25 protein-coding genes are annotated in these 22755 nt (G+C 71.8%); 9 read left to right on the top strand and 16 right to left on the bottom strand.

Features of this window, described 5'->3' with window-relative positions; translation table 11 throughout:
* Positions 1 to 147: 147 nt before the first annotated feature.
* On the bottom strand, positions 148 to 1227 hold the full coding sequence (locus tag ACNNMR_RS42240; protein WP_420000062.1) for a LuxR C-terminal-related transcriptional regulator: 1080 nt from the start codon (positions 1225 to 1227) through the stop codon (positions 148 to 150).
* A 184-nt stretch (positions 1228 to 1411) separates the two neighbouring features.
* On the opposite strand from ACNNMR_RS42240, the gene ACNNMR_RS42245 reads away from it, so the two are divergent.
* A complete protein-coding gene (locus tag ACNNMR_RS42245) occupies positions 1412 to 2866 on the top strand; it encodes an FAD/NAD(P)-binding protein (RefSeq protein ID WP_420000063.1) in 1455 nt (484 codons plus the stop codon).
* Positions 2867 to 2888: 22 nt separating this feature from the next.
* Here ACNNMR_RS42245 and ACNNMR_RS42250 read toward each other — a convergent pair whose 3' ends face one another.
* Entirely contained in the window at positions 2889 to 3482 is a 594-nt protein-coding gene (locus tag ACNNMR_RS42250) for a TetR/AcrR family transcriptional regulator (RefSeq protein ID WP_420000064.1), read from the bottom strand.
* Between the two features lie 65 nt (positions 3483 to 3547).
* Between ACNNMR_RS42250 and ACNNMR_RS42255 the strand changes: the two genes are divergently transcribed.
* Positions 3548 to 4765 carry an MFS transporter gene (locus ACNNMR_RS42255; RefSeq protein ID WP_420000065.1) on the top strand — a complete coding sequence of 406 codons (1218 nt, stop codon included), beginning with the start codon at positions 3548 to 3550 and terminating at the stop codon, positions 4763 to 4765.
* A gap of 7 nt (positions 4766 to 4772) precedes the next feature.
* Here the strand turns inward: ACNNMR_RS42255 and ACNNMR_RS42260 are convergent, their stop codons facing one another.
* The 9 genes from ACNNMR_RS42260 to ACNNMR_RS42300 form a co-directional block, all read right to left on the bottom strand.
* Positions 4773 to 6188: an NADH-quinone oxidoreductase subunit N gene (locus tag ACNNMR_RS42260; RefSeq protein ID WP_420000655.1), complete on the bottom strand. Its 1416-nt coding sequence runs from the start codon at positions 6186 to 6188 to the stop codon at positions 4773 to 4775.
* A gap of 5 nt (positions 6189 to 6193) precedes the next feature.
* Positions 6194 to 7699 (bottom strand): complex I subunit 4 family protein, encoded by a 1506-nt coding sequence (locus ACNNMR_RS42265; protein ID WP_420000656.1) that lies wholly within the window; start codon positions 7697 to 7699, stop codon positions 6194 to 6196.
* An 8-nt stretch (positions 7700 to 7707) separates the two neighbouring features.
* Positions 7708 to 9588, bottom strand: coding sequence for an NADH-quinone oxidoreductase subunit L (locus ACNNMR_RS42270; RefSeq protein WP_420000066.1), 1881 nt, complete (start codon positions 9586 to 9588; stop codon positions 7708 to 7710).
* Positions 9585 to 9890, bottom strand: coding sequence for an NADH-quinone oxidoreductase subunit NuoK (gene nuoK, locus ACNNMR_RS42275; RefSeq protein ID WP_420000067.1), 306 nt, complete (start codon positions 9888 to 9890; stop codon positions 9585 to 9587). Before nuoK ends, ACNNMR_RS42270 begins: the two co-directional genes overlap by 4 nt.
* Entirely contained in the window at positions 9887 to 10450 is a 564-nt protein-coding gene (locus tag ACNNMR_RS42280) for an NADH-quinone oxidoreductase subunit J (RefSeq protein ID WP_420000068.1), read from the bottom strand. The genes nuoK and ACNNMR_RS42280 overlap by 4 nt, the downstream gene beginning before the upstream one ends.
* Positions 10451 to 10468: 18 nt before the next feature.
* On the bottom strand, positions 10469 to 11401 hold the full coding sequence (locus ACNNMR_RS42285; protein ID WP_420000069.1) for a complex I subunit 1 family protein: 933 nt from the start codon (positions 11399 to 11401) through the stop codon (positions 10469 to 10471).
* Positions 11394 to 12815, bottom strand: a complete 1422-nt coding sequence (locus ACNNMR_RS42290; RefSeq protein WP_420000070.1) for a hypothetical protein — start codon at positions 12813 to 12815, stop codon at positions 11394 to 11396. Before ACNNMR_RS42290 ends, ACNNMR_RS42285 begins: the two co-directional genes overlap by 8 nt.
* Positions 12806 to 13138, bottom strand: coding sequence for an NADH-quinone oxidoreductase subunit A (locus ACNNMR_RS42295; RefSeq protein ID WP_420000071.1), 333 nt, complete (start codon positions 13136 to 13138; stop codon positions 12806 to 12808). The genes ACNNMR_RS42290 and ACNNMR_RS42295 overlap by 10 nt, the downstream gene beginning before the upstream one ends.
* Before the next feature lie 106 nt (positions 13139 to 13244).
* Positions 13245 to 13889 carry a TetR/AcrR family transcriptional regulator gene (locus ACNNMR_RS42300; protein ID WP_420000072.1) on the bottom strand — a complete coding sequence of 215 codons (645 nt, stop codon included), beginning with the start codon at positions 13887 to 13889 and terminating at the stop codon, positions 13245 to 13247.
* A gap of 93 nt (positions 13890 to 13982) precedes the next feature.
* On the opposite strand from ACNNMR_RS42300, the gene ACNNMR_RS42305 reads away from it, so the two are divergent.
* Positions 13983 to 15518, top strand: coding sequence for an MFS transporter (locus ACNNMR_RS42305; RefSeq protein WP_420000073.1), 1536 nt, complete (start codon positions 13983 to 13985; stop codon positions 15516 to 15518).
* Positions 15519 to 15613: 95 nt separating this feature from the next.
* Here ACNNMR_RS42305 and ACNNMR_RS42310 read toward each other — a convergent pair whose 3' ends face one another.
* Genes ACNNMR_RS42310 through ACNNMR_RS42320 form a run of 3 tightly spaced genes read right to left on the bottom strand, consistent with a single transcriptional unit; the run spans position 15614 to position 16895 of the window.
* Entirely contained in the window at positions 15614 to 16108 is a 495-nt protein-coding gene (locus ACNNMR_RS42310; RefSeq protein WP_420000074.1) for a M56 family metallopeptidase, read from the bottom strand.
* Positions 16045 to 16527, bottom strand: coding sequence for a hypothetical protein (locus ACNNMR_RS42315; RefSeq protein ID WP_420000075.1), 483 nt, complete (start codon positions 16525 to 16527; stop codon positions 16045 to 16047). The genes ACNNMR_RS42310 and ACNNMR_RS42315 overlap by 64 nt, the downstream gene beginning before the upstream one ends.
* Entirely contained in the window at positions 16527 to 16895 is a 369-nt protein-coding gene (locus ACNNMR_RS42320; RefSeq protein ID WP_420000076.1) for a BlaI/MecI/CopY family transcriptional regulator, read from the bottom strand. Before ACNNMR_RS42320 ends, ACNNMR_RS42315 begins: the two co-directional genes overlap by 1 nt.
* A 112-nt stretch (positions 16896 to 17007) precedes the next feature.
* On the opposite strand from ACNNMR_RS42320, the gene ACNNMR_RS42325 reads away from it, so the two are divergent.
* Together ACNNMR_RS42325 and ACNNMR_RS42330 are read left to right on the top strand one after the other, a co-directional pair.
* Positions 17008 to 17424 carry a DUF6153 family protein gene (locus ACNNMR_RS42325; protein WP_420000077.1) on the top strand — a complete coding sequence of 139 codons (417 nt, stop codon included), beginning with the start codon at positions 17008 to 17010 and terminating at the stop codon, positions 17422 to 17424.
* A gap of 110 nt (positions 17425 to 17534) precedes the next feature.
* Positions 17535 to 18197, top strand: coding sequence for a DUF305 domain-containing protein (locus tag ACNNMR_RS42330; protein WP_420000078.1), 663 nt, complete (start codon positions 17535 to 17537; stop codon positions 18195 to 18197).
* A gap of 277 nt (positions 18198 to 18474) precedes the next feature.
* Here the strand turns inward: ACNNMR_RS42330 and ACNNMR_RS42335 are convergent, their stop codons facing one another.
* Positions 18475 to 18771, bottom strand: coding sequence for a heavy-metal-associated domain-containing protein (locus tag ACNNMR_RS42335; protein ID WP_420000079.1), 297 nt, complete (start codon positions 18769 to 18771; stop codon positions 18475 to 18477).
* A 213-nt stretch (positions 18772 to 18984) separates the two neighbouring features.
* Here ACNNMR_RS42335 and ACNNMR_RS42340 point away from each other — a divergent pair, with 213 nt between their 5' ends.
* The gene (locus tag ACNNMR_RS42340) at positions 18985 to 20433 is read left to right on the top strand and encodes an MFS transporter (protein ID WP_420000080.1); all 1449 of its coding nucleotides are present in this window, start codon (positions 18985 to 18987) and stop codon (positions 20431 to 20433) included.
* 80 nt (positions 20434 to 20513) lie between these two features.
* On the opposite strand, the gene ACNNMR_RS42345 is transcribed toward ACNNMR_RS42340, so the two are convergent.
* Positions 20514 to 20981 (bottom strand): MarR family winged helix-turn-helix transcriptional regulator, encoded by a 468-nt coding sequence (locus ACNNMR_RS42345; protein ID WP_420000081.1) that lies wholly within the window; start codon positions 20979 to 20981, stop codon positions 20514 to 20516.
* A 150-nt stretch (positions 20982 to 21131) separates the two neighbouring features.
* Between ACNNMR_RS42345 and ACNNMR_RS42350 the strand changes: the two genes are divergently transcribed.
* The 3 genes from ACNNMR_RS42350 to ACNNMR_RS42360 all read left to right on the top strand — a co-directional run bounded on the left by ACNNMR_RS42350 (position 21132) and on the right by ACNNMR_RS42360 (position 22748).
* Positions 21132 to 21788: a hydrolase gene (locus ACNNMR_RS42350; protein WP_420000082.1), complete on the top strand. Its 657-nt coding sequence runs from the start codon at positions 21132 to 21134 to the stop codon at positions 21786 to 21788.
* 87 nt (positions 21789 to 21875) lie between these two features.
* The gene (locus tag ACNNMR_RS42355; RefSeq protein ID WP_420000083.1) at positions 21876 to 22184 is read left to right on the top strand and encodes a GNAT family N-acetyltransferase; all 309 of its coding nucleotides are present in this window, start codon (positions 21876 to 21878) and stop codon (positions 22182 to 22184) included.
* A gap of 177 nt (positions 22185 to 22361) precedes the next feature.
* Positions 22362 to 22748 carry a GNAT family N-acetyltransferase gene (locus ACNNMR_RS42360; protein ID WP_420000084.1) on the top strand — a complete coding sequence of 129 codons (387 nt, stop codon included), beginning with the start codon at positions 22362 to 22364 and terminating at the stop codon, positions 22746 to 22748.
* Positions 22749 to 22755 lie beyond the last annotated feature (7 nt).

Below are 22755 nucleotides of genomic sequence, written 5' to 3' on the forward strand. Positions count from 1 at the left end.
TGATGAGCATTCGCCGTATAAGTCCGGGCTCACGAGGGGTGTCAAATTCGGTTCCACGAAAGCGTGTTGTGCATGTCACAGGGCATCAACACAAAACCCCCGCAACGGCTTCACTTAGAGGTTCCGAATGTAATGACGCGGTGGTGGTTATTTGCGCATCGCGGGCCAGTAATGCTCGGTGAACAGGCGGGCGACAAGCTCGCCGCGGGTGGAGACGCCGGCCTTGGCGAAGACGGCCTTGAGGTGGTCGCGGACGGTGTGCGGGGAGATGAAGAGCATCGTGGCGATCTCGGCGGTGGCCATGCCGCGGGCGATGAGCTGGGTGATCTGCAGCTCGCGCTCCGTCAGGCCGTACGCGTCGGCGATCAGCACCGCCAGGTCGGCCGGAGTCGCCGGTTCGATGACGAGCGCCACCGGGCCCGGAGCGCCGTCGGCGGCGGTGAGGCAGGAGGCGTGGCAGCTCAGCCAGCGGCCCTCGGTCGTACGGATCCGTAGCCGGGCGTCGCCGTCGTCGCGGCCGTCGGCGATGGCGCGCGCCTGGAGGGCCGTGCCGATCAGCCAGATGGGTAGCCGCAGCCCCAGTTGGGTCGGGTAGGAAGGGCCGTCGGGGAGGAGGGCGAGGTGGTGTCGCGCCTCCTCGTTGGCCGACAGGGCCGCGCCGGTGTCGTCGAAGAGGATCAGGCCTGGCGCGGGGGAGTCGGTGCGCGGACCGGCGGCGGGCGGCCCGGCGAAGCGGCGCAGTTGCTCGGCGAGCGGCCGGGAGAGACGAGCGAGCAGCTCGACCTCGTCGGGGCCGAAGTCCTTGTCGGTACGGAACAGGCTGACCAGCCCCCAGGGCCGGTCGCCGATCCGCAGCACGGCGCGCAGCTCGTCGTGCACGCCCTGGTCCGCGAGCAGCCGCCGGAACCGGGCGCTGCGCGCGGGCAGTCCGCCGGTCGCCGCCCGCAGCCCGGCCGCCGGCACCGGGGCGCGGGCCAGGTCGCGGAACGGCACCACGTTCTCCTGCAGCAGCTCGCTCTCCCAGTATTCGGCGCAGCGCTCGCCGGAGCCCAGGTTCTGCACCACCATCGGCGCCGTGATCAGCCCCGTCTCCGGGTCGGCGGCCGTCCACACGGCCGAGTGGAAGGGGACCGTACGGCGCAATCCCGCGGAGACGCGGTCGAAGAGCCCGACGGCATCGGTGGCCGCTCCGGCAGCCGCCAGCACGGCTTGGCGTCGATCGGTCATGCGCATCCCCTCCGCCGCTCACCCTGCGCGGCCCCTGCTCTTCCGCCAACCCCTCGATTGAGGGGGTCATTCCCCGCCGATCACCCTCCGGTGCGGGATGGGAGCGCACGCCGCGGGCGGCGAGGGTCGAGGTCATCCGGCGGATTGCCGCGCCGGACGCACTCGACCAACGGAGAGACAGATCATGGACCTCGCAATCGTCGGAGGCGGCGCGGCCGCCGTGGGCCTCCTGGACGCGCTGTCAGTGGCGGAAGACGGCCCCGGCGCGGGCGGCGCCGGCACGATCACGGTCTTCGAGCCGTCGCCGCAGCTGTGGCGCGGGCGGCCGTACGGGCGGGACCTGGACGCGGTGCTGGTGAACGTGCCGCCCGCCATCATGTCGGTCCGGCACGGCGACTTCGGCCACTACGCGACCTGGCTCGGCACCCGCGGCGCCGACCACATGGACGAGCGGCTGGGCCAGCCGCTCGTCCCGCGGGCGCTGTACGGCGAGTACCTGGCGCACACCGCGGAGAAGGCCATCGCGGCCCTGGCCGAGCGGGGTTGGACGGTCCGCGTCCGGGCCGCCCGCGTCACGGGGATCGCCCGCTCGGCGGCCGGGTTCGTACTGCGCGCACAGGACGCGGACACGCACGCGACCCGGGACCACAGCGCCACCCACGTGGCGCTCTGCGTCGGCGGCGGCACGCCCCCGGACCCGTACGACCTCGCCGGCGCTCCCGGCTTCACCGCCGACCCGTACCCGCTCGCGGACACCCTCGACGCGATCCCCGTCGACGGCCGCGTCGCGGTACTCGGCAGCGGACTGACCGCCGTGGACGTCGTCGTGGCTCTCGCCGCGCGCGGCCATCAGGGGCGGATAACGCTGCACTCGCGCAGCGGGATGCTGCCGCACGTCTGGCAGCGCCCGACCGGCCGCCGCCCGGCGCACCTGACCGCCGAGCGCGTCGCGGAGCTGCACCGCACGCGAGGGCAGGTCGGGCTCGACGACCTCATCGGCCTGTTGCGTACGGAACTGGCGGACGCGGGCGAGGACTTCGAGGCGCTCGCCGCCGACCTGCTGCGGGCTCCCGTGGAGGACCCGGTGCAGCGGCTGCGGCGGCAGTTCGCCGCCATCGACGACCCGCGGATCGGCCGCCGGGTGGTGCAGGAGGCGGCACACTCGGTCGGCCCGTTCGCGTGGCCGCTGCTGCCGGAGGCCGACCGCACGCTGCTGCGGCGGCACTTCCGTACGGCCGCCAGCGTGGCCTCCCCCATGGTGCCGGTGAACGCGGCCGTGCTGCTGCGACTGCTCGACACCGGCCAACTCGCCGTCGCCGCCTGCCTCCGCGCCATCGAGCCGGAGGGCGGCCGCTTCCGGATCCGGGACGCGGGCGGCGACCGCACGGCCGACTACGTCCTCAACGCCGTGAACCCGTCGGCGCACGCGACGCCGCCCCGGGCGGGTGACCTGGCGGGGTCCCTGGTGCGCGCGGGCCTGGCGACGGCGCACCCGGCCGGCGGCCTGCTCCCCGCCGACCCGCGCATACACGTGGTCGGCGACCTGACCGGCGGCGGCTCCTTCATCACCTCCAGCATCCCCGGCGTCGCGGCCCAGGCGGCGCGCACCGCGCGGGCGTTCCGTACGGAGGCGAGCTAGATCGAGGCAGTCGCCTCCTGAGTCACCGTCCTGTACGTGCGTGCCGGGCCACCCACGTGTCGGTCTGCTCGGCAAGGCGGTGCAGGGCAGCGGTGGTGCGTTCGCGGTCGCCCGTGTTGAGCATGTCGATCTGCAGCCCGGCGAAGGTCGCGTTGAGCAGCGTGGCGTAGTCCCGGGCGTCCGCCTCCGGCACGCCCCGGTCGCGGAACCAGCCCGCGACGAACTCCACCCGGTCGGCGAGGAGCCGGGAGGCGGCGCCGGAGAGGCGGTCGCCGGCCGCCAGGCCCTCGATCTCGTGGATCAGCCGGGTGAAGGGCAGGTGCTCGGGCGTGAGGTGGTACTCCCAGGTGGCCTTGACCACCTCGCTCATGGGCAGCGTGCCGTCCGCGCCCGGTAGTTCGGCGAGCCAGGCGCGCTGTCGCTCGTCCAGCCTGGTCAGGGCGGCGGCCAGCAGCTCCGCCTTGTCGGCGAAGTGGTGGGTGAGCACCCGCGTGGTCTGCCCCAGCTCCTTGGCCAGCGGGCGCATGGAGAGGGCGCCGAGGCCGTGGACGGTCAGGTAGTCGACGATCGCGTCGAGCAGGGCGGTCTTGCGGGCGGGGTCGGGCGTACGGGGCATGGGGCTCCTGCCGGATCAGGAAAACCGGTGGCTTTGATAAGGGTAACGACTGTTACCTTTATGGCATGGACAAGAACGACACGGCCACTCCCGTATCCACCACCACCTCTCGTCTGCTGCGCCGCTCGCCGCCGCTGCCGGGCTGGCTGCTCGCGCTCACCCTGACGACCTTCGCATTCTCCACCGACGACTACCTGGTGGCCGCGGTGCTGCCGGGGCTCGCCGACGACCTGCACGTCAGCGAGTCCACGGCCGGGCAGCTGGTCACCGTCTTCTCGCTGGTCTTCGCGCTGGCCGCCCCGGTGGCCGCCGTCGTCACCGCCCGCTGGCCGCGCCGCCCGCTGTTCACCACGGCCCTGGCGGTGTTCACCGCCGCCAACCTCGCCATGCCCCTGGTGACCGCGTTCCCGCTGCTCATGGCGCTGCGCGTGCTCGCGGCCCTCGCGGCGGCCGTGGTGGTGCCCGGCGCGCTCGGCGCCGCGGCGGCCCTGGCGCCGCCGGAGCGCCAGGGCCGCTACCTCAGCTTGGTGCTCGGCGGTCTCACCACCTCACTGCTGCTGGGCGTCCCCCTAGGCGCCTGGGCCGGCGCGGTGGCGGGCTGGCAGGGCGCGTTCGTGCTCGGCGGCCTGCTGGGGGCGGCGGCGCTGATCTGCGTCTACGTCACTCTGCCGGAGCCGCCGCGCGGCGTGCGGCTGCGGCTGAAGGACCGGCTGGCGCCGCTCACCCGCCCCGCCTTGCTCATGGGGCTGACGGCCACCGCCTTCGCCGTCCTCGGCAACCTCGCCGTCCTCACCTATCTCGCGGTCTACCTCCGCGACCTCGCCGGAATCGGCCCCACCGGCCTCGGCGTCATCTTCGTCCTCGTCGGCATCGCGGGGCTGGTCGGCGGGCAGCTCGGCGGCCCGGCCGCCGACCGCTGGGGCGCGGAGCGGGCGCTGGTGGTGGGATGCGGCGCGTTCGCCGCCATCATGCTCGGACTGGCGGCCTGCTGGCCGCTGCGCCCGGCGCCGCTCGCCCTCGTACTGCCGCTCATCCTGCTCTGGCAGGCAGCCGCCTGGTGGATCCCACCGGCGGCCAGCGCCCGCCTGCTCCGGCTCGCCGGCCCGGCGGGATCGGAGGCCCTCGCGCTGAACAGCAGCGCCGTCTACCTCGGCGTGGCGGGCGGCGGCGCCGCGGGCGGACTGCTGCTCGGCACGCTGGGCAGCGGCGCGCTGCCGCTGGGCGCCGCGGCGGCACAGGTCGCGGCGCTGGCGCTGTTCGCCCTGGCCTCCGACGACCGCTGAGAGGCTGTCAGCGGGCGAGCGGCCCGTCCAGCAGATCGAGTACGGGCCCGCCCGCCACTCCCAGCGCCACGGACGCGGCCGCGGCGGCGTAGGCGAGGAGGGCGGCGGGGCGTACGACGTGCTTCGTGCTCTCCGCCGCGGTGCCGGACACCGCCGGGTAGATCCAGCGCAGGTAATAGAAGAGGGACGCGACGGTGTTGATCGCCGCGACCACCGCCAGCCACGCATAACCGCCGTCCACGGCCGCGGTGAAGATCTGCAGCTTGCCGAGGAAGACCGCGGTGGGCGGGGTGCCGAGGAGGCCGAGCAGGCAGACGATCAGGCTCAGCGTGAGCCAGGGGTGGCGGCGCAGCAGGCCGCGGTAGTCGGCGAGGGTGTGGGCGTGCGGGAGGGCGCAGACGACGGCGAAGGCGCCGAGGTTGGTGAGGGCGTAGGCGGCAAGGTAGTAGAGCAGGGCGGGCTGGGCGTCATCGCTGCGTACGGCCACGGCCACCGGCAGCAGCAGATAGCCGACCTGGCTGATGGTGGAGTACGCGAGGAGCCGTTTGACGTCGGTCTGGAAGAAGGCGGCCAGGTTGCCCAGCGTCATGGACGCGGTGGCCAGGACGGCAAGGAGCGCGGGCCACGGGATGTCCGTATCGGCGAAGGGCACCGCGGCCAGGCGATAGAGCGCGGCCAGTGCGCCGATCTTGGGGAGGGTGGTGAGGAACGCGGCGACCGGTGGCGCGCTGCCCTGGATCGCGTCCGGGACCCAGAAGTGGCCGGGCACGGCGCCCGCTTTGAAGAGCACACCGGCCAGCAGCCCGACGACGCCCACCGAGACCAGCGCCGTGGAGGCGGTGGGCAGGGCCTCGGCGAGTGCCGGGTACGCGCTGGCCCGGCCGGCGGCGAACAGGACGGTGATGCCCGCGAGCATCACGACGCCGAGCAGCGCGCCGGTGATGTAGTACTTCAGCGCCCCTTCCGTGCCGGGCGCGTCCTTGCGGAAGCCGGCGAGGGTGTACGCGGGCACGCTCGCGAGGAGGTACGCGGCGGCCAGGAGGAGAAGGTCCTGGGCACCGGCGAGCATCAGGGCGCCGAGCGAGGCGAGTTGGAGGAGTACGTAGAACTCGCTCTCGCGCTTGTCCGCCCGGAAGGCGCTGAAGCTCAGCGCGAGCGCGATGAGCGTGCCGCCGAGGATGACGATGCGGCTCGTCGAAGTCACCGCGTCGACGGCGAAGGCGCCGTAGAAGGCCGTCATGGGATCCCCGGCCGCGGCCACCGCGGCCGCCACGATCCCGGCGGCGCAGGCCGCGCACGCGAGCGCGCCGACCAGCCATTGCCGGTGCCGCGGCAGCCAGGCGCCGAGCAGCAGCCCGAGCACCGCGGAGGCGGCGAGGATCACCTCGGGGAGCAGGTCGGCGGGATTCTCGGTCCCGGTCATCTCGTTCATCGCGCGAGCAGCTCCAGCACGCCGCGCGAGAACGGCTCGATGACGTCGAGGACGAAGCGCGGGAAGAGCCCGAGGACGACAGCGAGCACGAGCAGCGGCGCGATCGCCGCCGTCTCATGAGCCCGTACGTCCGGGAACGGCCGCCCCGCGCCCGGTGCGTCGGGCAGCCTCAGCGGCCCGAGGAACATCCGCTGCAGCGCCCGCAGCAGCAGCGCCGCGGTCAGCAGAATGCCGAGCACGGCCAGGCCGGTGGCGACCGGGCGCGGCCCGAGGCTGCCCGCGAGGATCTGGAACTCGGCGATGAACCCGGCGAAGCCCGGCAGCCCGAGAGAGGCGAAGACGGCGATGCCGGTGAAGGCGGCGAAGACGGGCGCGCGGTTCGCGACGCCGGAGTAGGCGCCCATGTCGTACGTGCGGCCGCGCTCGTACAGGACACCGGCGAGGAGGAAGAGCGCGCCGGTCAGCAGGCCGTGGCTGACCATCTGGTACGTCGCCCCGGTCACGGCCAGGCGGCGGGCGTCGGCGGTGTCCGCGCCGGAGGCGGCCGCGGCGCCGATGGCCAGGATGATGTAACCCATGTGATTGACCGAGGTGTACGCGATCATGCGCTTGAAGTCGGTCTGGGCGAGCGCCACCAGGGCGCCGTACAGCACCGAGACGACGCCGACCACGACGAAGACGAGGGCGTACGAGCGCCAGGACTCCGGCAGCAGCGGCATGGCGATGCGCAGGAATCCGTAGGTGCCCATCTTCAGCAGCACTCCGGCCAGGATCGCCGAGCCCGCCGCCGGGGCCTCGGTGTGCGCGGGCGGCAGCCAGGTGTGGAACGGCACGGTCGGGGTCTTCACCGCCAGGCCGACGCCGAGCGCGAGCAGGACGAGGGCGCCGTAGACGGAGCGGCCGGCGAGGGGGTTCTGGCGGGAGAGTTCGACGATGTCGAAGGTGTGGGGGTCGGCGGCCAGGTAGAGACCGATGAAGCCGAGGAGGAGGATGAGCGAGCCGAGGAAGGTGTAGAGGAAGAACTTCATCGCCGCGCGGGATGCGCCGGCGTGGCCCCAGCCCGCGATGATGAAGTACATCGCGACGATCGACAGGTCGAAGAAGACGAAGAAAAGGATCAGGTCGAGCGCGGCGAACAGGCCCAGGCAGGTGGTCTGCAGGAAGAGGAAGAGCGCGGCGAATTCGCGTACGCGGCGGGTCTCGCGCAGCGCGTAGAGCGCGCAGGCGAGGAAGAGCACGGCGGTGAGGGCGAGCAGCGGGAGTGACAGGCCGTCGACGCCGATGTGGTAGCTGATGCCGGCGCTGGGGATCCAGCGGGCGTTCGTCTCGTACTGGATGCCGCCGCCGTTGTCGTATCTCACCCAGAGCGCGATGGTCAGCGCGAGCACCGCGGCTGAGGCCGCCAGCCACACGCCGAGGAACACCCGGTTCGGTGTCGAGCGTGGCAGGCACAGGAGCAGCCCGGCCGCGGCGGCGGGGAGCAGGATGATGGCCGTAAGCAAGGGTCCGGTCACCTCACGAGGACAAAGACGACGGCGAGGACGGTGAAGGCCGCGACGGCCTGGGCGAGGTATTGGTGCAGCTGCCCGGTCTGGGGGCGGCGGGCGAGGCGGCCGAGGGCGCGGGTGGCGGTGGCGAGGGCTTCGACCGAAGCGTCGACGGCGGCCTCCACACGGCGGTTGACGGCCGCGGCGAGGCGGACGGCTCCGCCGGCCAGGCCATCGACGCCGCGGTCGAGAACCCGGTCGTCGAAGGCCGCGAGGCCGGCGGCCAGTTGTCGGGTCGGGCGCACGAGGAAGGTACGGGCCGCTGCCTCCAGGCCCAGCCATGCGGAGGCCCAGGAGGCGAGGCCCGCTGGGATCGGCGTGCGGCGTCCGCCCCAGGCCCAGGCGGCCGCGGAGGCGGCGAGTGCGAGGGCGGCGGACAGGGCGAACTCCCAGGCATGGGGAGTCGCTTCCCCCGTCACACCCAGGACCCGGCCCACCGCGGCCCGCGGGCCGGGCAGCGCCAGGACGGCCAGCCCCACGGCCGCGAGCGCGAGCACGGCGAAAGGCAGCAGTACGGCGGGCGGCGGCAATTGCTTGCCGCTGGCCGGGGCGGCCGGTGCCGTCTTCGCGGGCTCAGCAGCCGGCGCCGGCCGCCACACGTACCACAGGGCTTTGACGCTGTACGCAACCGAGACCACCGCCGCCGCCAGCCCCACCGCGTACAACACCGGGCTGTGCTCGAGCACCCCGGCGAGCAGCACATCCTTCGCCGCCCACAGCGACAGCGGTGGCACCCCGGCCAGTCCGAGCGCGGCCACCGTGAACGCGGCCCCGGCCACGGGGTGCCGACGCGCGGCGCCACGCAGCTCGGGCAGCGCCTTCGAGCCGAGCCAGGTCAGCCAGAAGCCGGCGACAAGGAAGGCCAGGCTCTTCGCCGCCGCATGCGCCATGAGCTGCAACGTCCCGCCGGTGGCCGCACCAACTCCCGCCGCCAGCACCATGAAGCCGATCTGCGCACAGCTGGACGCGGCGAGCAGCTGCTTGAGATCCGTCTGTGCGACGGCGACCAAGCCGAGGACGAGCGCGGTCGCCGCCCCCGTCCAAGCCACCAGGTCGTCGCCCCACCCGGACGCGGCGAGCAGCGGCCGCAGCCGGATCAGCAGATACGCCCCGGCCACCACCATCGTCGCGGAGTGCAGCAGCGCCGATACGGGGCTGGGCCCCTGCATCGCCCTGGACAGCCAGAAGCTGAACGGCAGCTGCGCCGACTTGCCCAGCGCGGCGACGATGACGCCCGCCGTGACCAGGTGCGGCCAGGGACCGCCCAGCCCGTCGAGCCCGCCGAGCGACAGCGCCCCCGCCTGGCCGCCCGCGAGCGCGGCCCCGGCGGCGAGATAGAGCCCGAGGTCGGCGGTACGGGTGGTGATGAAGGCGACCCCGGCCGCCTCCACCCGTACCGGATCACGCCACCAATAGCCGATCAGCGCCCACGAGGTGGCGCCCATGACCTCCCACCCCATGAGCAGCGCGGGCAGCGTGGTCGCGGTGACGGTGACCAGCATCGCGCCGCCGAACAGCAGCATCAGCCCGTAGAAGCGCGCACGCGCCTCGTCCGCGCCGATGTCGGCGGTGCTGAAGATCAGCACGAGCAGCGTGATGACGCTGACCGTCACCACCATCAGCCCGGACAGCCCGTCCACCGCCAGACCGAAGGGCGCGCCCGCCAGCAGCGGGGCGGTCGCGGACGGGTGCCGGAAGGCGGCGAGGACGGCGAGTACGACGGCGGCAGCGGCGGCGATCGTCGCCAGGCCGGGCGCGTACCGATCGGCCCGCCGCCCGCATACGGCGAGCAGGGTCCCGGAGGCGAGCGGCACCGCGACCAGCGCCCACAGCAGCGCGCTCACTCCTTCAACTCCGCGGCCTCGTCGGTCATGTCGACCTCGCGCGTCCGGAACATCGCCGTGACGACGGCGAACCCGATCGCCATCTCCACCGCCATCACCGTGACCGCGAGCACGATCAGCACCTGGCCGTCGGTCGCGGCGGGGGCGACGTACTTCCAGATGGCCGCCGCGGCGAGGATGACGCCGCCGAGCATCAGCTCAAGGCCCATCATCAGCATCACGATCGACTGCTGCGTCAGCGCCCCGAAGAGGCCGATGCTGAAGAGGGCGGAGGCCGCGACGAGGAAGAGTTCGAGGGTCATCGGCCGACTCCTCCCCGTACCGGATCGGCGGCCGGGCGCGACCGCAGGTCATCGCCGAAGCGGTCGTAGCGGCCGCGGCGGGTGGCCAGCACGACGGTGGCGACGATGGTGCTGAACAGGGAAAAGCCAAGGGTCATCATGGTCAGCATGTGCGGCCCCATGAGCGACTCGCCGAGCGCCATCGTGGGGTCGTCGTCGGGCTTGCCGCTGCGCGCCGGCCAGGGTGCGAGCAGGCTGCCGGCGGTCAGGAGAGCGAAGACGAGCGCGCAGATGGCCGCTGCCCCGCGCTTGTTGTGGAGCATGGACATCGGCATCAGGCCGGCCGGATTCATCATGTACATCACCATGAACACGGCCATGATGGCCATCTCGATCGTCATCATCAGGATGATCACGACGCCGAGGTAGTCGAGACCGAGCTGGATCACCATCCCGCCGACGCACAGCAGCGATAGCAGCAGCGAATACGTGGCCCGCGCCATGGAGTCGAAGCGGAACACCATGACGCCGCTCGCCACCGCGAGCCCCGCCAGCGTCCAGAAGACGATGTCATCAAGCATGAACTGACCTCCCTCCGGCTATCGGTTGAGCACGACGACGGCGACGAACAGGGCCTGCAGCAGCGTCAGCGGCACCAGCACCATCCACGCGAACTCCATGTAGCGATCCATCCGCAGCGTCGGCAGCAAGCGCCGCCCGGCAATGAGCAGGCCCAGCACCGCCACGGTCTTGATCAGCGTCCACGCCCAGGCGGGCAGCAGCGGCCCGTGCCCGCCGCCCAGGAAGAGGGGGACGCTGAATGCCGCGGTGACGACGAGCAGCATCCATCGGCCGCCGAGGAGGACGAGCCGGTCGACTCCGCTGTGCTCGGCGACGGCGCCGCCTGCGATGTCGCGCCCGAGGGGGTGGTCGAACGGGCCCCAGAAGGACATCGCGAGGGCGCTGAGGAGGTAGACGGCGAAGGCGACCGGCATCCAGACCGCGAACCAGAGGCCCTGCTGGACGTCCACGACTTCGCTGACGCGGAGGGACTCGGCGCCGAGTGCGGCTGTGGTCAGGGCGAACATGTGCGGGAGTTCGTACGCGAGTCCCTGGGCGAGGAAGCGGTAGCCGCCGATGAGTGAGAGCGCCGAGTTGGGGCCCCAGCCGGCCAGCCAGACGGCGGCCCAGGCCAGGGCCTCCATGGCGTTGAACCAGACCACGCCGACGACGGGGTCGGTGAGGGAGTTGTAGCCCCAGGGGAGTACGGCGGCGGCGAGCACGGCGGCGACCGGGACGAGCGCGATGCCGATGCGGCCGAGCCACGGGTCATCGGCGGTGGTGCGCCGGGTCTGCTGCCCGAGGAGGCGGACTCCCTTGCGCAGCGGCGCGGTCGCGTTGCGGAGCGAGGCGCGCCCGCCGCGCTCGGCGGCGACGGTCAGGACCGCGTCGAAGCCGGCGGCGGCGAGGGCGGCGAGGATGAGGGCGAGGGGCAGCAGCACCGTCGCCCACGCGGGGGCGGTGTCAGACATGGGCCTCCGCCCGTAGTTCGTCGAGGTCGGGGTCGAGGCTCGCGACGATGAGGCGGGCGGCGGCGAACTCGGAGCCTTCGAGCAGGGCGGGCAGGGCGGAGAGCAGGGCGGCGGATGGTGGGTGGTGGCTGTCCAGCTGTCCGCGTGGGCCGTCCATCGCTCCGGGCGGGAGTGGGGCTTTGTCGTCGGCGGCGGCTGCGCTGTGCTCGACTTGGGTGAGCCAGGTGATGATCCGGTCGTGGGTGTCGTGGGCGTTGCAGTGCCCGTCGCCGTCGCCGTCGGCGGCCAGCGCCGGGCCGGTCACGCCGAGTTCGCGAGCGCGGGCGGCGGGCAATGGGCCGAGGCCTGCGGTCAGGCGCCGCAGCGTGCGGGAACGCCGTACCCGGCGAGCTAGGGTGCGTACGTCCCTGGTGAGCTCGGCGGCGGTCGCCCCACCGAGCGCCGCGTCGCGCAGCCGGCGGGCGCGGGCGGCGGGGTCGGGCCATCCGGCCACGGCCAGCAGCCGGGAGAGGCTGTCGAGATGAGCAGCACAGCGCCGCCGCTCGGCGGATCCGCGACTGACGCGCTCGCCTTGGGCAGCGCGCAGCCAGGGTTCGTTCCAGTACGGAAGGCTCGGCGGGTCGGCGGGGGAGGGGTGGCGCACTTCGGCGTGCTGGATTACGTCACCTTGTAGAGCGAGGTCCAGGACCAGCCCGGCCGGCCAGTCGGCGAGCACCGGGCCGAGGGGGACGTGCAGCTGGTCGAGCCGCAGTCCGTCGCGGTCGTCGGCCCGGTCTGCCATGGGCAACCCCGCGATGACGCCGCCGTGGTGGTGGCCGTGGCCCCCGTGGGCGTTGTGTCCGCCGTGGGTCTCGTGTCCGCCGTGGTCGCCATGGGCCCAATGGGCCTCGTGATCGATGTGAGTGTCGTGTGCGGCGTGCTCTTGGTCGGCATGACCTCCGTGCTCACCATGGCCGCCATGAGCCCCATGCTCCATGGCGAGGCCATCGTGCTGCTGGCCGTGCTCCATGGCATGGCCCTCGTGCTCGTCGTGCTCCACGACGTGGTCCTCGTGCCCCCCATGCCCCGCCCCAGAGTCACCGCGCGGCCACACCCCGGCACCCGTCCCCGCGACCAGCTCCCTCCCGACCTCGTCCAAGGCCGCCCCCACCCGATCCACACCGCTCACGAAGACCATCGCCTTCGGATACGGCATCTGCCCCCACACCGCCCCCAGCGCATCATCCAGCGCCGACCCAGCCTCCCCGGCCACCACCAAGACGTCAGCCGCCGCCGGACTCTGCGCCAACGACCACCCACGCCGCCGGAGTTCGGCCTCCGTGGCCAGCCGCACCCGAGTAGCCCCCGGCAGCGTCGCCACCAGCACCGCGGGCCGGCTCAACGCCCACTTACGCACCACACGCCTCAAGTCCACCGCAGCGCACCCTCACGCCAGGCGTAGGCCACGGCAGCGAAGAGGATCCCCAGGAAGAGGAACATCTCCACGACGGCCGGCGTGCCCATCTCCCGCACCACCCGCACCCACGGGTACATGAACAGCATCTCCATGTCGAAGGCCAGAAAGATCATCGTCACCGGATACCAGCGCACATGGAACCGCGAGAAGGCATGCTCACGCGCCGGATACCCGCCACTGAACGGCCCCGCCTCCAGCGGCCGCTGCCCCTCGCGCAGCCAGGCAGCCAGCCCGTAAAGCGCAAGCAGCCCGCCGAGGACCACACCGAGCAGAACCAGCACCGGGTACCTCCTTCAGCTGCTAAGTTCCTTAGCGGTCAACGCGCCAAGTCCGCGAGCCACAATATACCCATGGAGGGTATACCCGAGGCCAACGCTCCACAGATCCCTACGCCGCCGCGCGGAAGATCGCAATGACGGCAGCCGTCAGCCGTTCGATCTCCCGCTGCACCGCCTGCAGGCGCGGCGCATCGGCGGACGGCCCCGCGAGGTCGGCCAGCGCGCCGGTCTGGTGCAGGGCGAGCAGGCCGACCATGGCGCGGTAGCGGAAGGTGACATCGTCCGGCGGGAGTTTCGGCAGCGCCTCGATGAGCGCCGCCAGGTAGCGGCCCTCGACCGGATCCACCTCGTCGGCGAAGACGCGGCGCACCGCCGGGTCCGTCTCGAACATCACCCGGCCCAGAAACCGGGCCACGTCGCGCTCGCGGCGCCCCTGCCGCCGTACGACATGCGCACCCGTCTCCACGAACGCCCGCACCAGCTCATCCACGCCGGGCTTGGCGCCCTTCGCCGTCAACTGGTCGAGCAGCCGCTCCCGTTCGGCGTTCACCGGGGCCATGGTCCGCCCGACGACGGCGCGCAGCAGGCCGTCCTTGGAGCCGAAGTGGTAGTTGACCGCGGCGATGTTGGCCTGGGCTGCCTCCGTCACGGCGCGCAGTGACGTGGCCGCGTACCCGCGCTCGCCGAAGAGTCGGATCGCCGCGTCGAGGATGCGGTCCTTGGTGTCTGCGGGGATCTCGTTCTTGCGCGCCATACGCCCATTTAAAACGACCGCTTGAATCCGGGCAAGCAACCGTGCTCTACTGAAACGAGTGATTCAATCGATCGTTTGAATGGGGTGGTGGGCATGACCGGCGGGCGACGCACGACGGTGCTGGCCGTGATGTGCCTTGCGCTGGCCGTGGTGGTCGGCATGATGACGTCGCTGATGGTGGCCGTACCCGACATCGCGCGGGATCTGGACGCCAGCGAGTCCGAGCTGCAGTGGATCGTGAATGCCTACGGCGTGGTCTTCGCCGGGCTGCTGCTGCCCGGCGGGGCGCTGGGGGATCGCCACGGACGCAAGGGCGTCCTGCTCGCCGGACTGGTGCTCTTCGGGGCGGCATCGGCGGGCATCGTCTTCGCCGACGACGTGGGCTGGGTGATCGTGCTGCGCGCGGCGGCGGGCGTGGGCGCGGCGCTGGTCATGCCGATGACCCTGTCGATCATCACGCACGTCTTTCCGCCGGAGGAGCGCGGCAGGGCCATCGGGGTCTGGTCCGGGGTCACCGTCGGCGGCGCCATGGCGGCCGTGCTGATCGCCGGCGGGCTGCTGGAGGCGTACTCGTGGCGGTCGGTCTTCGTACTCAACATCGTGCTCACCATCGCGGCCCTGGTGGGGGTAGTGGTGTGGGCTCCGGCATCGAAGGATCCGCACGCGGCGCCGTTCGACGCGGGCGGCAGCCTGCTGTCCGTGGTCGGCGTCGGGGCGCTGGTCTTCGCCATCGTCGAGGGGCCGGAGCTCGGCTGGGGCGCGGGGGCCGTCGTGGCGGGATTCGTGGTGGGGGTGCTGGCGCTGGCCGCCTTCGTGCCGTGGGAGCTGCGCCGCCGCCATCCGCTGCTGGACCCGCGGATGTTCCGGCTGCGCGGGCTGTCCGCCGGGGCGCTGGTCATCACCGCCGAGTCGCTGGCGATGTTCGGCTTTTTCTTCCTCGGGCTGCAGTATTTGCAGGAGATCCTGGGCTATTCGCCGTTCGAGGCCGGGCTGGCGATGATGCCGCTCGCGCTGGGTGCGATGGTGTTCTCGCCACCGGCGCCGCGGCTCGCCGAGCGTTTCGGGATGCGGCCGGTCGTCGGCCTCGGGATGGCGCTGATCGCCGGCGGACTCGGCTTGATGGCGACCCTCGACACCGGTTCCGGATACGCCCCGATCGGCATCGGGGCCGTACTGATGGGCGCCGGCATCGCCTTCGCCGCGACTCCCGCCACCGACGCCATCGTCGCCGCCCTACCGCCCGCGAAACAGGGCGTGGCCTCGGCCCTCAACGACATCACCCGCGAGCTGGGCGGCGTCCTCGGCATCGCGATCCTCGGCAGCATCTTCAACACCACCTATCGCAGCGAGGCCGGCAAGGCCGCGGACGGGCTGCCCGCGGAGGCGGCCGACGCCGTACGCGCCTCTGCCACCGGCGCCCAGCGCATCGCCGAAGACATCGGCGGACAGCCCGGCGCCGAACTCGCCGCCGCCACCCGCCACGCCTTCACCTCCGGCATGGCCGACGCCATGGTCGGTGGCCTCGCCGTCGTCATCCTCGGCGGTCTGGCAGCCGCCTTGCTGCTGCCGAAGCGCCCGCGCCGGCCCGCGGCTTCGCGTCCATCGCGCCCGCCAGCGACCACCCGATGACCCTGCGGACCTGAGCTTTCCCGGCGCCGCCCATCCCGCAGCCCCCTTCGGTACGTAGGCGCGGCGCGAGCCGTCAGCGGACAGGCGGGCAGCCCTCAGCCGACCGGCGGGCAGCAGGCCAGCAGCAGCGGCAGCGCTGGTGCCGTGAGCGAGGCGAGGATCAGGGCGACGCCGGTGGCCCGGCGGGGTGCGGCGGCCGGGGTGAGGATACGGCGCAGCCGGATCACTGCGCCAGGACCGCCGGAGCCGAGGGCAGCCTGCGGGGTCTGGCCAGCGGCGACCTCACACATGGCGGTGGCCAGATCATCGCGCCGGTGGCGGCGCAGCGCCCGGTCGTCCGCGGCCATCTCCAGGAGCAGCGCCGTCTGCTCGCGCCCGAGTCGTGCCAGCGGCAGACCCCTGAATGCCCGCCCGAACCCCTCGGCCGCGGCCAGCGCGAGATGGTGCCGCCCGGCGATGTGCGCGCGCTCATGATCGAGTACGGCGCGCAGCTGCTCCTCGGTGAGCACCTCCAGCGCACCCCGGGTCACGACGACGCGCCGCGCGCGCCCGGGCAGGCAATAGACGGCGGCGGCGTCATGATCCAGCACCGTGGCGTCGTACTCCGGAGCCGCACGCCCGACGAGGGCGAGCAGCACCACATGCCGCCGCCGCGCCCGCCGCGCCCGATCGCGCGCAGCAGCCACGCGGCCGGAAGCAGGGCGACGAGGAGCGGTGGCAGCAGCAGAGCGGCATCCGCCACCGTCGGCGTCATGTCCCCGCGCCCGGCACCCGCCGCGGGCACGCCGCACAGGTGGAGCAGGCCGACGAGCCCGCCGTGCACATGCTGTTCGGCGAGCACCAGGCGATGCACGGCCAGCGCCGTCGACACCACGAAGGTCGCCATCAGCCCCTGCCAGGCGAGGACGGCCACCTTGGGCATACGGTGCGCCCACCGCGCCCGCGCCAGCGCGTACGGCGCCGCGGCTCCGGCGAGGGCGGCGTACGCGGCCAGTACGAGCGCCGCCATCACGAGCCGCTCCGGCGTTTCGCAGCGCGCAGCGCGGAGCGCAGGGCCTCCACCTCTTCAGGCGAGATCTGTTCGACGAAGCTGACGAGGGCGCCGGCAGGGTCGGGATTGCTGTCGAGGGCCTCCTGCATCAGCGCCGCCGTGTACTCCTGCCGGGTGAGCGTCGGCTCGTACACCCAGGCCCGGCTTTCCTTCTCCCGCCGCAGGAGCCCCTTGCGGTGGAGGATGTCGGCGACGGTCTTGACCGTGCTGTACGCGACCGGCCGCTGCTTGTTGAGGTCGATGAGCACATCGCGCGCGGTCGCCGGCCGGCCCCAGGCCCACAGGCGGTGCATGATCTCCGCCTCGAGCTCACCCAGCTTTCGCACGATCGTTCCCCTCCTGGCCGGCATGCGGAGCAGGTACCACGTTGCGTACGCTACTGCCAAGCAGCTTAGTGGAAGCAGCGGGTACGCTCGCCCGTGAGAGGAGATCGGGATCGTGGGCAACGGCTGGTCGCGCATGGGTGGCGTCATCGGACGCCTCCTGTTCGTCGCCGTGCTCGCGCTCGGGGTGACGGTGATGCATACGTCGGGGCATCCGGACGGCGCGTCGGCGCAGGGGATGAGCTCGTCGATGCACACCTCGCATCACATGGCACCGGCCACTCCCGAGGCCGGCCACCACGACCAGGGCGGCGGCTCGAAAGCGATCGGCCTGGCCACCGGTATGGACATGGCATCCGTCTGCCTCGCCATCCTCGGCACCTGGGCCTTCGTCGCCCTGCTGCGCGCCGCCTTCGCCCGCAGCGGCCACCGCCCGGTGAACTGGCCGGCCCACGCCGCTGCCGCCCCGCGGCCCAACTCCCCGCCGCCTCGCCCACCGGATCTGTCCCTTCTCTCGGTGCTACGGACCTAGGCCGACGTCACACCGCCCCGCCCCATGGCGCGCGCTCAGCGCTCGCCCGCGGCGCCGGTGCGGTGACCCGTGCCCAGATCCGTAGGAGAGAAAGAACGAGGCAATCCATCATGAGCATCACCCCCCGCGCCTTCGGGCGCGCCCGTAACCGCCGCCTGGCCGCGATCGGCGTCTTCGCCGCCGGCGCCCTGCTCCTCGCCGCCTGCGGCGACGACGGCGACGACATGTCCGGGATGGACCACGGCGGCGGCAAGAAGAGCTCGTCGGCGCCCGAGGAGGCCGGCGGGAACGCGGGCAAGAGGACCGGCGAGTTCAACGACGCCGACGTCACCTTCGCGCAGAGCATGATCCCGCACCACGAGCAGGCGCTGGAGATGGCGAAGCTGGCCGACGGCCGGGCCGAGTCGCAGCAGATCAAGGACCTGGCCGGCCAGATCGAGAAGGCCCAGGACCCGGAGATCAAGACCATGACCGGCTGGCTGAAGTCCTGGGGCAAGCCCACCAAGATGGAGGGCGGGGAGCACGGCATGGATCACGGGATGTCCGGGATGATTTCAGACGCGGACATGAAGAAGCTCGAGAACTCCAAGGGCGCGGCCTTCGACAAGGCCTTCGCCGAGATGATGATCGAGCACCACAAGGGCGCCATCGAGATGGCGAAGACGGAGCGGAAGGACGGCAGGAACGCCGCCGCGAAGAAGCTCGCCGGGGCGGTCATCACGGGCCAGTCGGCCGAGGTGAAGAAGTTCCAGCAGTTCCTCGACGAGGCCTGACCCGACACCCCTTCCGTCACGTACGAACCGGGTCCTGCCCTCTGCGGGTTCGGGGCCCGGTCGTACGCCTCCCGCAATGGAACTCCCCATGAAGCTGAAGCTCCGCTCACGGCCATCGACGAGAACCGCGTCCTGGCGGCAAGCCAGGACGGCGTCTACGAGTCCAAGGACGGCGGCAAGTCCTTCACGAAGCGCCTCGCTTTGACGCCGTAACGCTGGACGCAGCAGGGTCCGGGCGGCTGAGGCGCGCCTGCCGCCCGGACCCTGGGCTGTCGGCTCAGGCCCGGCCGACGAGCTCGTAGCCCGCCTCGTCGACAGCGGCGCGCACGGCTTCCTCGTCGAGGCTCTCGGCGGCGTCGACGGAAACCTTTCCGCTGGCGGCGTCGGCCTTCACGGCGGTCACGCCGGGCAGGGCGGAGATCTCCTCGGCGACGGATGCCTCGCAATGGCCGCAGGTCATGCCGCTGACGGTGAAGACGGTGGTGGTCTGCGTCGCGGGCGCGGCGACGGTGGTGGCGGTGCCGCCGCCCCCGCAGCTTCCGTCGGGGGTGCAGCAGGACTGGCTCTCGCTCATGACTTCCTCCTGGGCAAGCGGATGTAGTGCGGCAGGCCGCCACCCGGGCGGACCGTGCCTTGCGCCGACAGGATACCCCCAGGGGGTATCACCAGTGCAAGCGCGCCAGGCGCAACTTCTTGTCGGATCACCCCCTTGGCGGGAATACCCCCAGGGGGTATTTTGCTCATCGGTCGCAAGCAGATACCCCCACCCGGTATAGGAGGCCCCAGAATGTCATCCCCAACCGCACCCCCGAACCCACGCCGCTGGACGGCGCTCGCCCTCATCGCCCTGGCCCAATTCATGGTGATCATGGATACGTCGATCATCGGCGTAGCCCTCCCCAAGATGCAGGCCGAACTGGGCTTCTCCCAGGAGAACCTCTCCTGGGTCTTCAACGCCTACGTCATCGCCTTCGGCGGCCTGCTCCTCCTCGGCGGCCGGCTCTCCGATCTGCTCGGCGCCAAGCGGCTGTTCGTCGCCGGCTGGGCGGTGCTGGCCGCCGGGTCCCTCGTCGCGGGGCTGGCCGGCGAGGTCTGGGTCGAGCTGGCCGGGCGCGGGCTCCAGGGCGTCGGCGCGGCGCTCATCGCGCCGTCCGCGCTGACCCTCCTGATGATGCTCTTCGGCGCCCGGCCGCAGGAGCTGACGAAGGCGCTGGCCCTGTACGGGGCGGCCGCCCCCGCGGGTGGCACCGCCGGAGTCTTCCTCGGCGGGCTCATCACCGAGTACGCCAGCTGGCCCTGGGTGTTCTACATCAACATCCCCGTCGCCGCCCTCGTCCTGGCCTTCACCCCGGCCGTCATGCCCTCGGCCCCCGCCCGTCGCGGCTCACTCGACCTCGCGGGCGCGCTCACCGTCACCGCCGGCCTGGCCACGGCCGTGTACGCCATCGTCCGCGCACCCGAGACCGGCTGGGGCTCGGCCGAGACCTGGCTGGTGCTGCTGGCCGGCTCGGCACTGATCGCGGCCTTCATAGCGATCCAGGCCAAGCGGCGCGAACCACTCGTACGCCTGGGCATCTTCCGCACCCCGAACCTGGCCGGCGCCAACCTCGCCCAACTCCTGATGGCCGCCGCCTGGATCCCGATGTGGTTCTTCCTGAACCTCTACCTCCAGCAGGTCCTGGGCCTGGGCGCCTTCGCCTCCGGCTCCGCCCTGCTGCCGATGACGATCGCCATCATGATCATGATGATCGTGCTGGCGCCACGGCTGATCGGCCGGTACGGCCCCAAGCCGCTGATCGTCACCGGCCTGCTGGCCCTCGCCGGCGGCATGCTCTGGCTGTCGCTCGCCCGCTCCGACGGCAGCTTCTGGGTGGACGTCCTGCCCGCCTCGCTGCTGGCCGCCATCGGCATGTCGCTCGCCTTCATCCCGTCACTGGGCACCGCCCTCTCCAGCGCCCGCCCCGAGGAAGGCGGCCTGGCCTCAGGCATCGTCAACACCAGCTATCAGGTCGGCTCCGCGCTCGGCCTGGCGGCGATGACCGCGGTGGCGGCGTCGTACGGCGCCCGCGAACTGGGTGACCCGGAGGCCCTGACCAACGGCTTCTCGGCGGCCTTCACCGGCGCCGCCATCCTGGCCGCACTTGGCGCAGCCGCCTCACTCCTGGCGCTGCGCTCAGCACCCCAGGCTGCCGGAGCCGAAGCGGACGTGGAACCGGAGGGGGTGAAGGCAATCTGACCTTGATACGCCTGGTGGCCCGGGCCGACCGGGAGTTCCTGCCGACCGCCGGCCAGCCTTGGGGGGCGCTGGCCGGTCGGTCAGTCGGGCTGCTTCTCCATATGGGCGAGGACTCGGTTGAAGATCCGGGCGGCCGCGTCGAGGTCGTCCGGGGGGAGGGCGTCGATGAACAGGCGGCGGACGTGTTCGACGTGCATGGGTGCGGCGTCCTGGATCGCCTGGTAGCCGGCCGTGGTGGCGACGATGAAGGCGCCGCGGCCGTCGTCGGGGCAGTCCTCCTTGGCGACAAGGCCGCGTTTCGTCATCCGTGCGACCTGGTGTGACATCCGGCTTTTCTCCCAACCCGCCAGCTTCACCAGGTCCATGAAGCGCAGTCGCCCGTCGCCGGTCTCGGTGAGTTTGACCAAGACGGTGTAGTCGGCGGCGGACATCCCGGAGTCGGCCTGGACGCGGCGGGACAGCCGTCCGATGAGCTGCTCCTGCATGCGGATGAAGCCGTCCCAGGCGGCTCTCTGGTCCGACGTCAGCCAGCGCGGCGTTGCGTTCATGAACCGAGGGTAACGGCGCCGCTCGGACGGGGTGTCCGTCCGTCGGGCAGGTGCCCGGAAGTCGCCCCTCCAGGGATCTAGTTGACGCTTCAACAACCTCCGCCTAATGTAGGTGACGCATCAACCAAATGCGCCAGAGAGGGAATCCCCATGAGCACCGAGAACAAGGCCGGACTCGACGCGCTGCTGACGCCCGAGGAGAGCGTTCTCGTACTGATCGACCACCAGCCGTTCCAGGTCGCCAACCTCAACAGCCACGAGCCGACGATGGTGGTCAACAACGTCGTCGGACTCGCCAAGGCCGCCAAGGTGTTCGACGTCCCGACCATTCTGACCACGGTCCTGGAGGAGCGCGGCGGCCTGCTCATCCAGGGCGTGCAGGACGTCTTCCCGGAGCAGAAGCCGATCAACAGGACCTTCATCAACACCTGGCAGGACCAGCGGGTGGTGGACGCCGTCAAGGCGACCGGACGCAAGAAGCTGATCCTCGCCGGCCTCTGGACCGAGATCTGCCTGGCGATGCCCGCCATACAGGCGGCGGGCGAGGGCTTCGACGTCTTCGCCGTGACCGACGCCTCGGGCGGCGTCTCGAAGGAGGCCCACGACATGGCGGTGCGGCGCATGGTGCAGGCGGGCGTGGTGCCGATCACCTGGATGGCCGTGATGGGGGAGTGGCAGCGCGACTGGGCCCGCGAGAAGACCGTGCCGGGCGCGGCGGAGGTCCAGGCCCAGCATGGCGGCGCCTCGGGCGTGGCCTTTGCCTGGGAAATGCAGCTGCTGGCCACACCCGCTGGTGACGCAGCCTGACCTTGCCGTTGCACTGCTCCAGTTGATGCATCAACTTAAGCGGGTTAGCGTGAAGAAAAACCCCGCGCGAAGTCCCATGGAGGACACGTGGCAGTCGAAGTGAGTGACGCTCCGGAATCCAAGCGATACGAGGCCCGGGTCGGCGGGGAGTCCAAGGTCGCCGGCGTCGCGGAATACCTGCGTACGACGGAACTCATCGCATTCGTGCACACCGAGGTCTTGCCGGAATACGAGGGCAAGGGGGTCGGCGGCGCACTGGCTCGCACCGCCCTCGACGAGGCACGCGCCGCCAATCTGCGGGTGCTGGCGACCTGTCCGTTCTTCGCCGGATGGATTGCCCGGCATCCCGAATACCAGGACCTGCTGTACCAGTCCCGCAGCAACGTCAGCGACTGAAACAGCCGGACACGGCAGCGACGGAGGCCGATATGAGCCGGGGAACCGAGAAGAAGGCGTACGAGGGTCAGTTGATCACCGTGACATTCGAGCCCGGACGCATGCGGGGCCCTGCGGCCGAAAGCCTTCGGACTGATGGCGCCCCTTCCCCAATCGCTGTTACGAAAGTGGAGCCTGATGACGCAAGAATTGATCGACAACACCGGCGCATCCGTTACGGTCACGCTGGATGTCACCGGCCCGATCCATGCCTACACCGTGAACCTCGGCGACGGACCTCCGATCGGCAGGGCCCAATTCGTCGACAATCCCGGCGTAGGCGAGGAGCGGATCTTTTTCCACACCGAGATCGACCAAGAATTCGGTGGCCGTGGGCTGGCCGGTCTGCTGGTACGGGAGGCGCTCGATGACAGCATTCGTAAGAACCTCACCGTCGTGCCCGTGTGCCCGCTGTTCGCCCGCCACCTGAAGAAGCACGGCGATGAATTCGTCGCGAACGGTGGCATGTTCCGCCAGCCGACACCGTCCGACTTTGCGCTGGTCAGACGCGCAACGCAGAGCTGAGGAGGGC

The organism is Streptomyces boninensis, from assembly GCF_048572725.1.
Classification (GTDB): domain Bacteria; phylum Actinomycetota; class Actinomycetes; order Streptomycetales; family Streptomycetaceae; genus Streptomyces; species Streptomyces boninensis.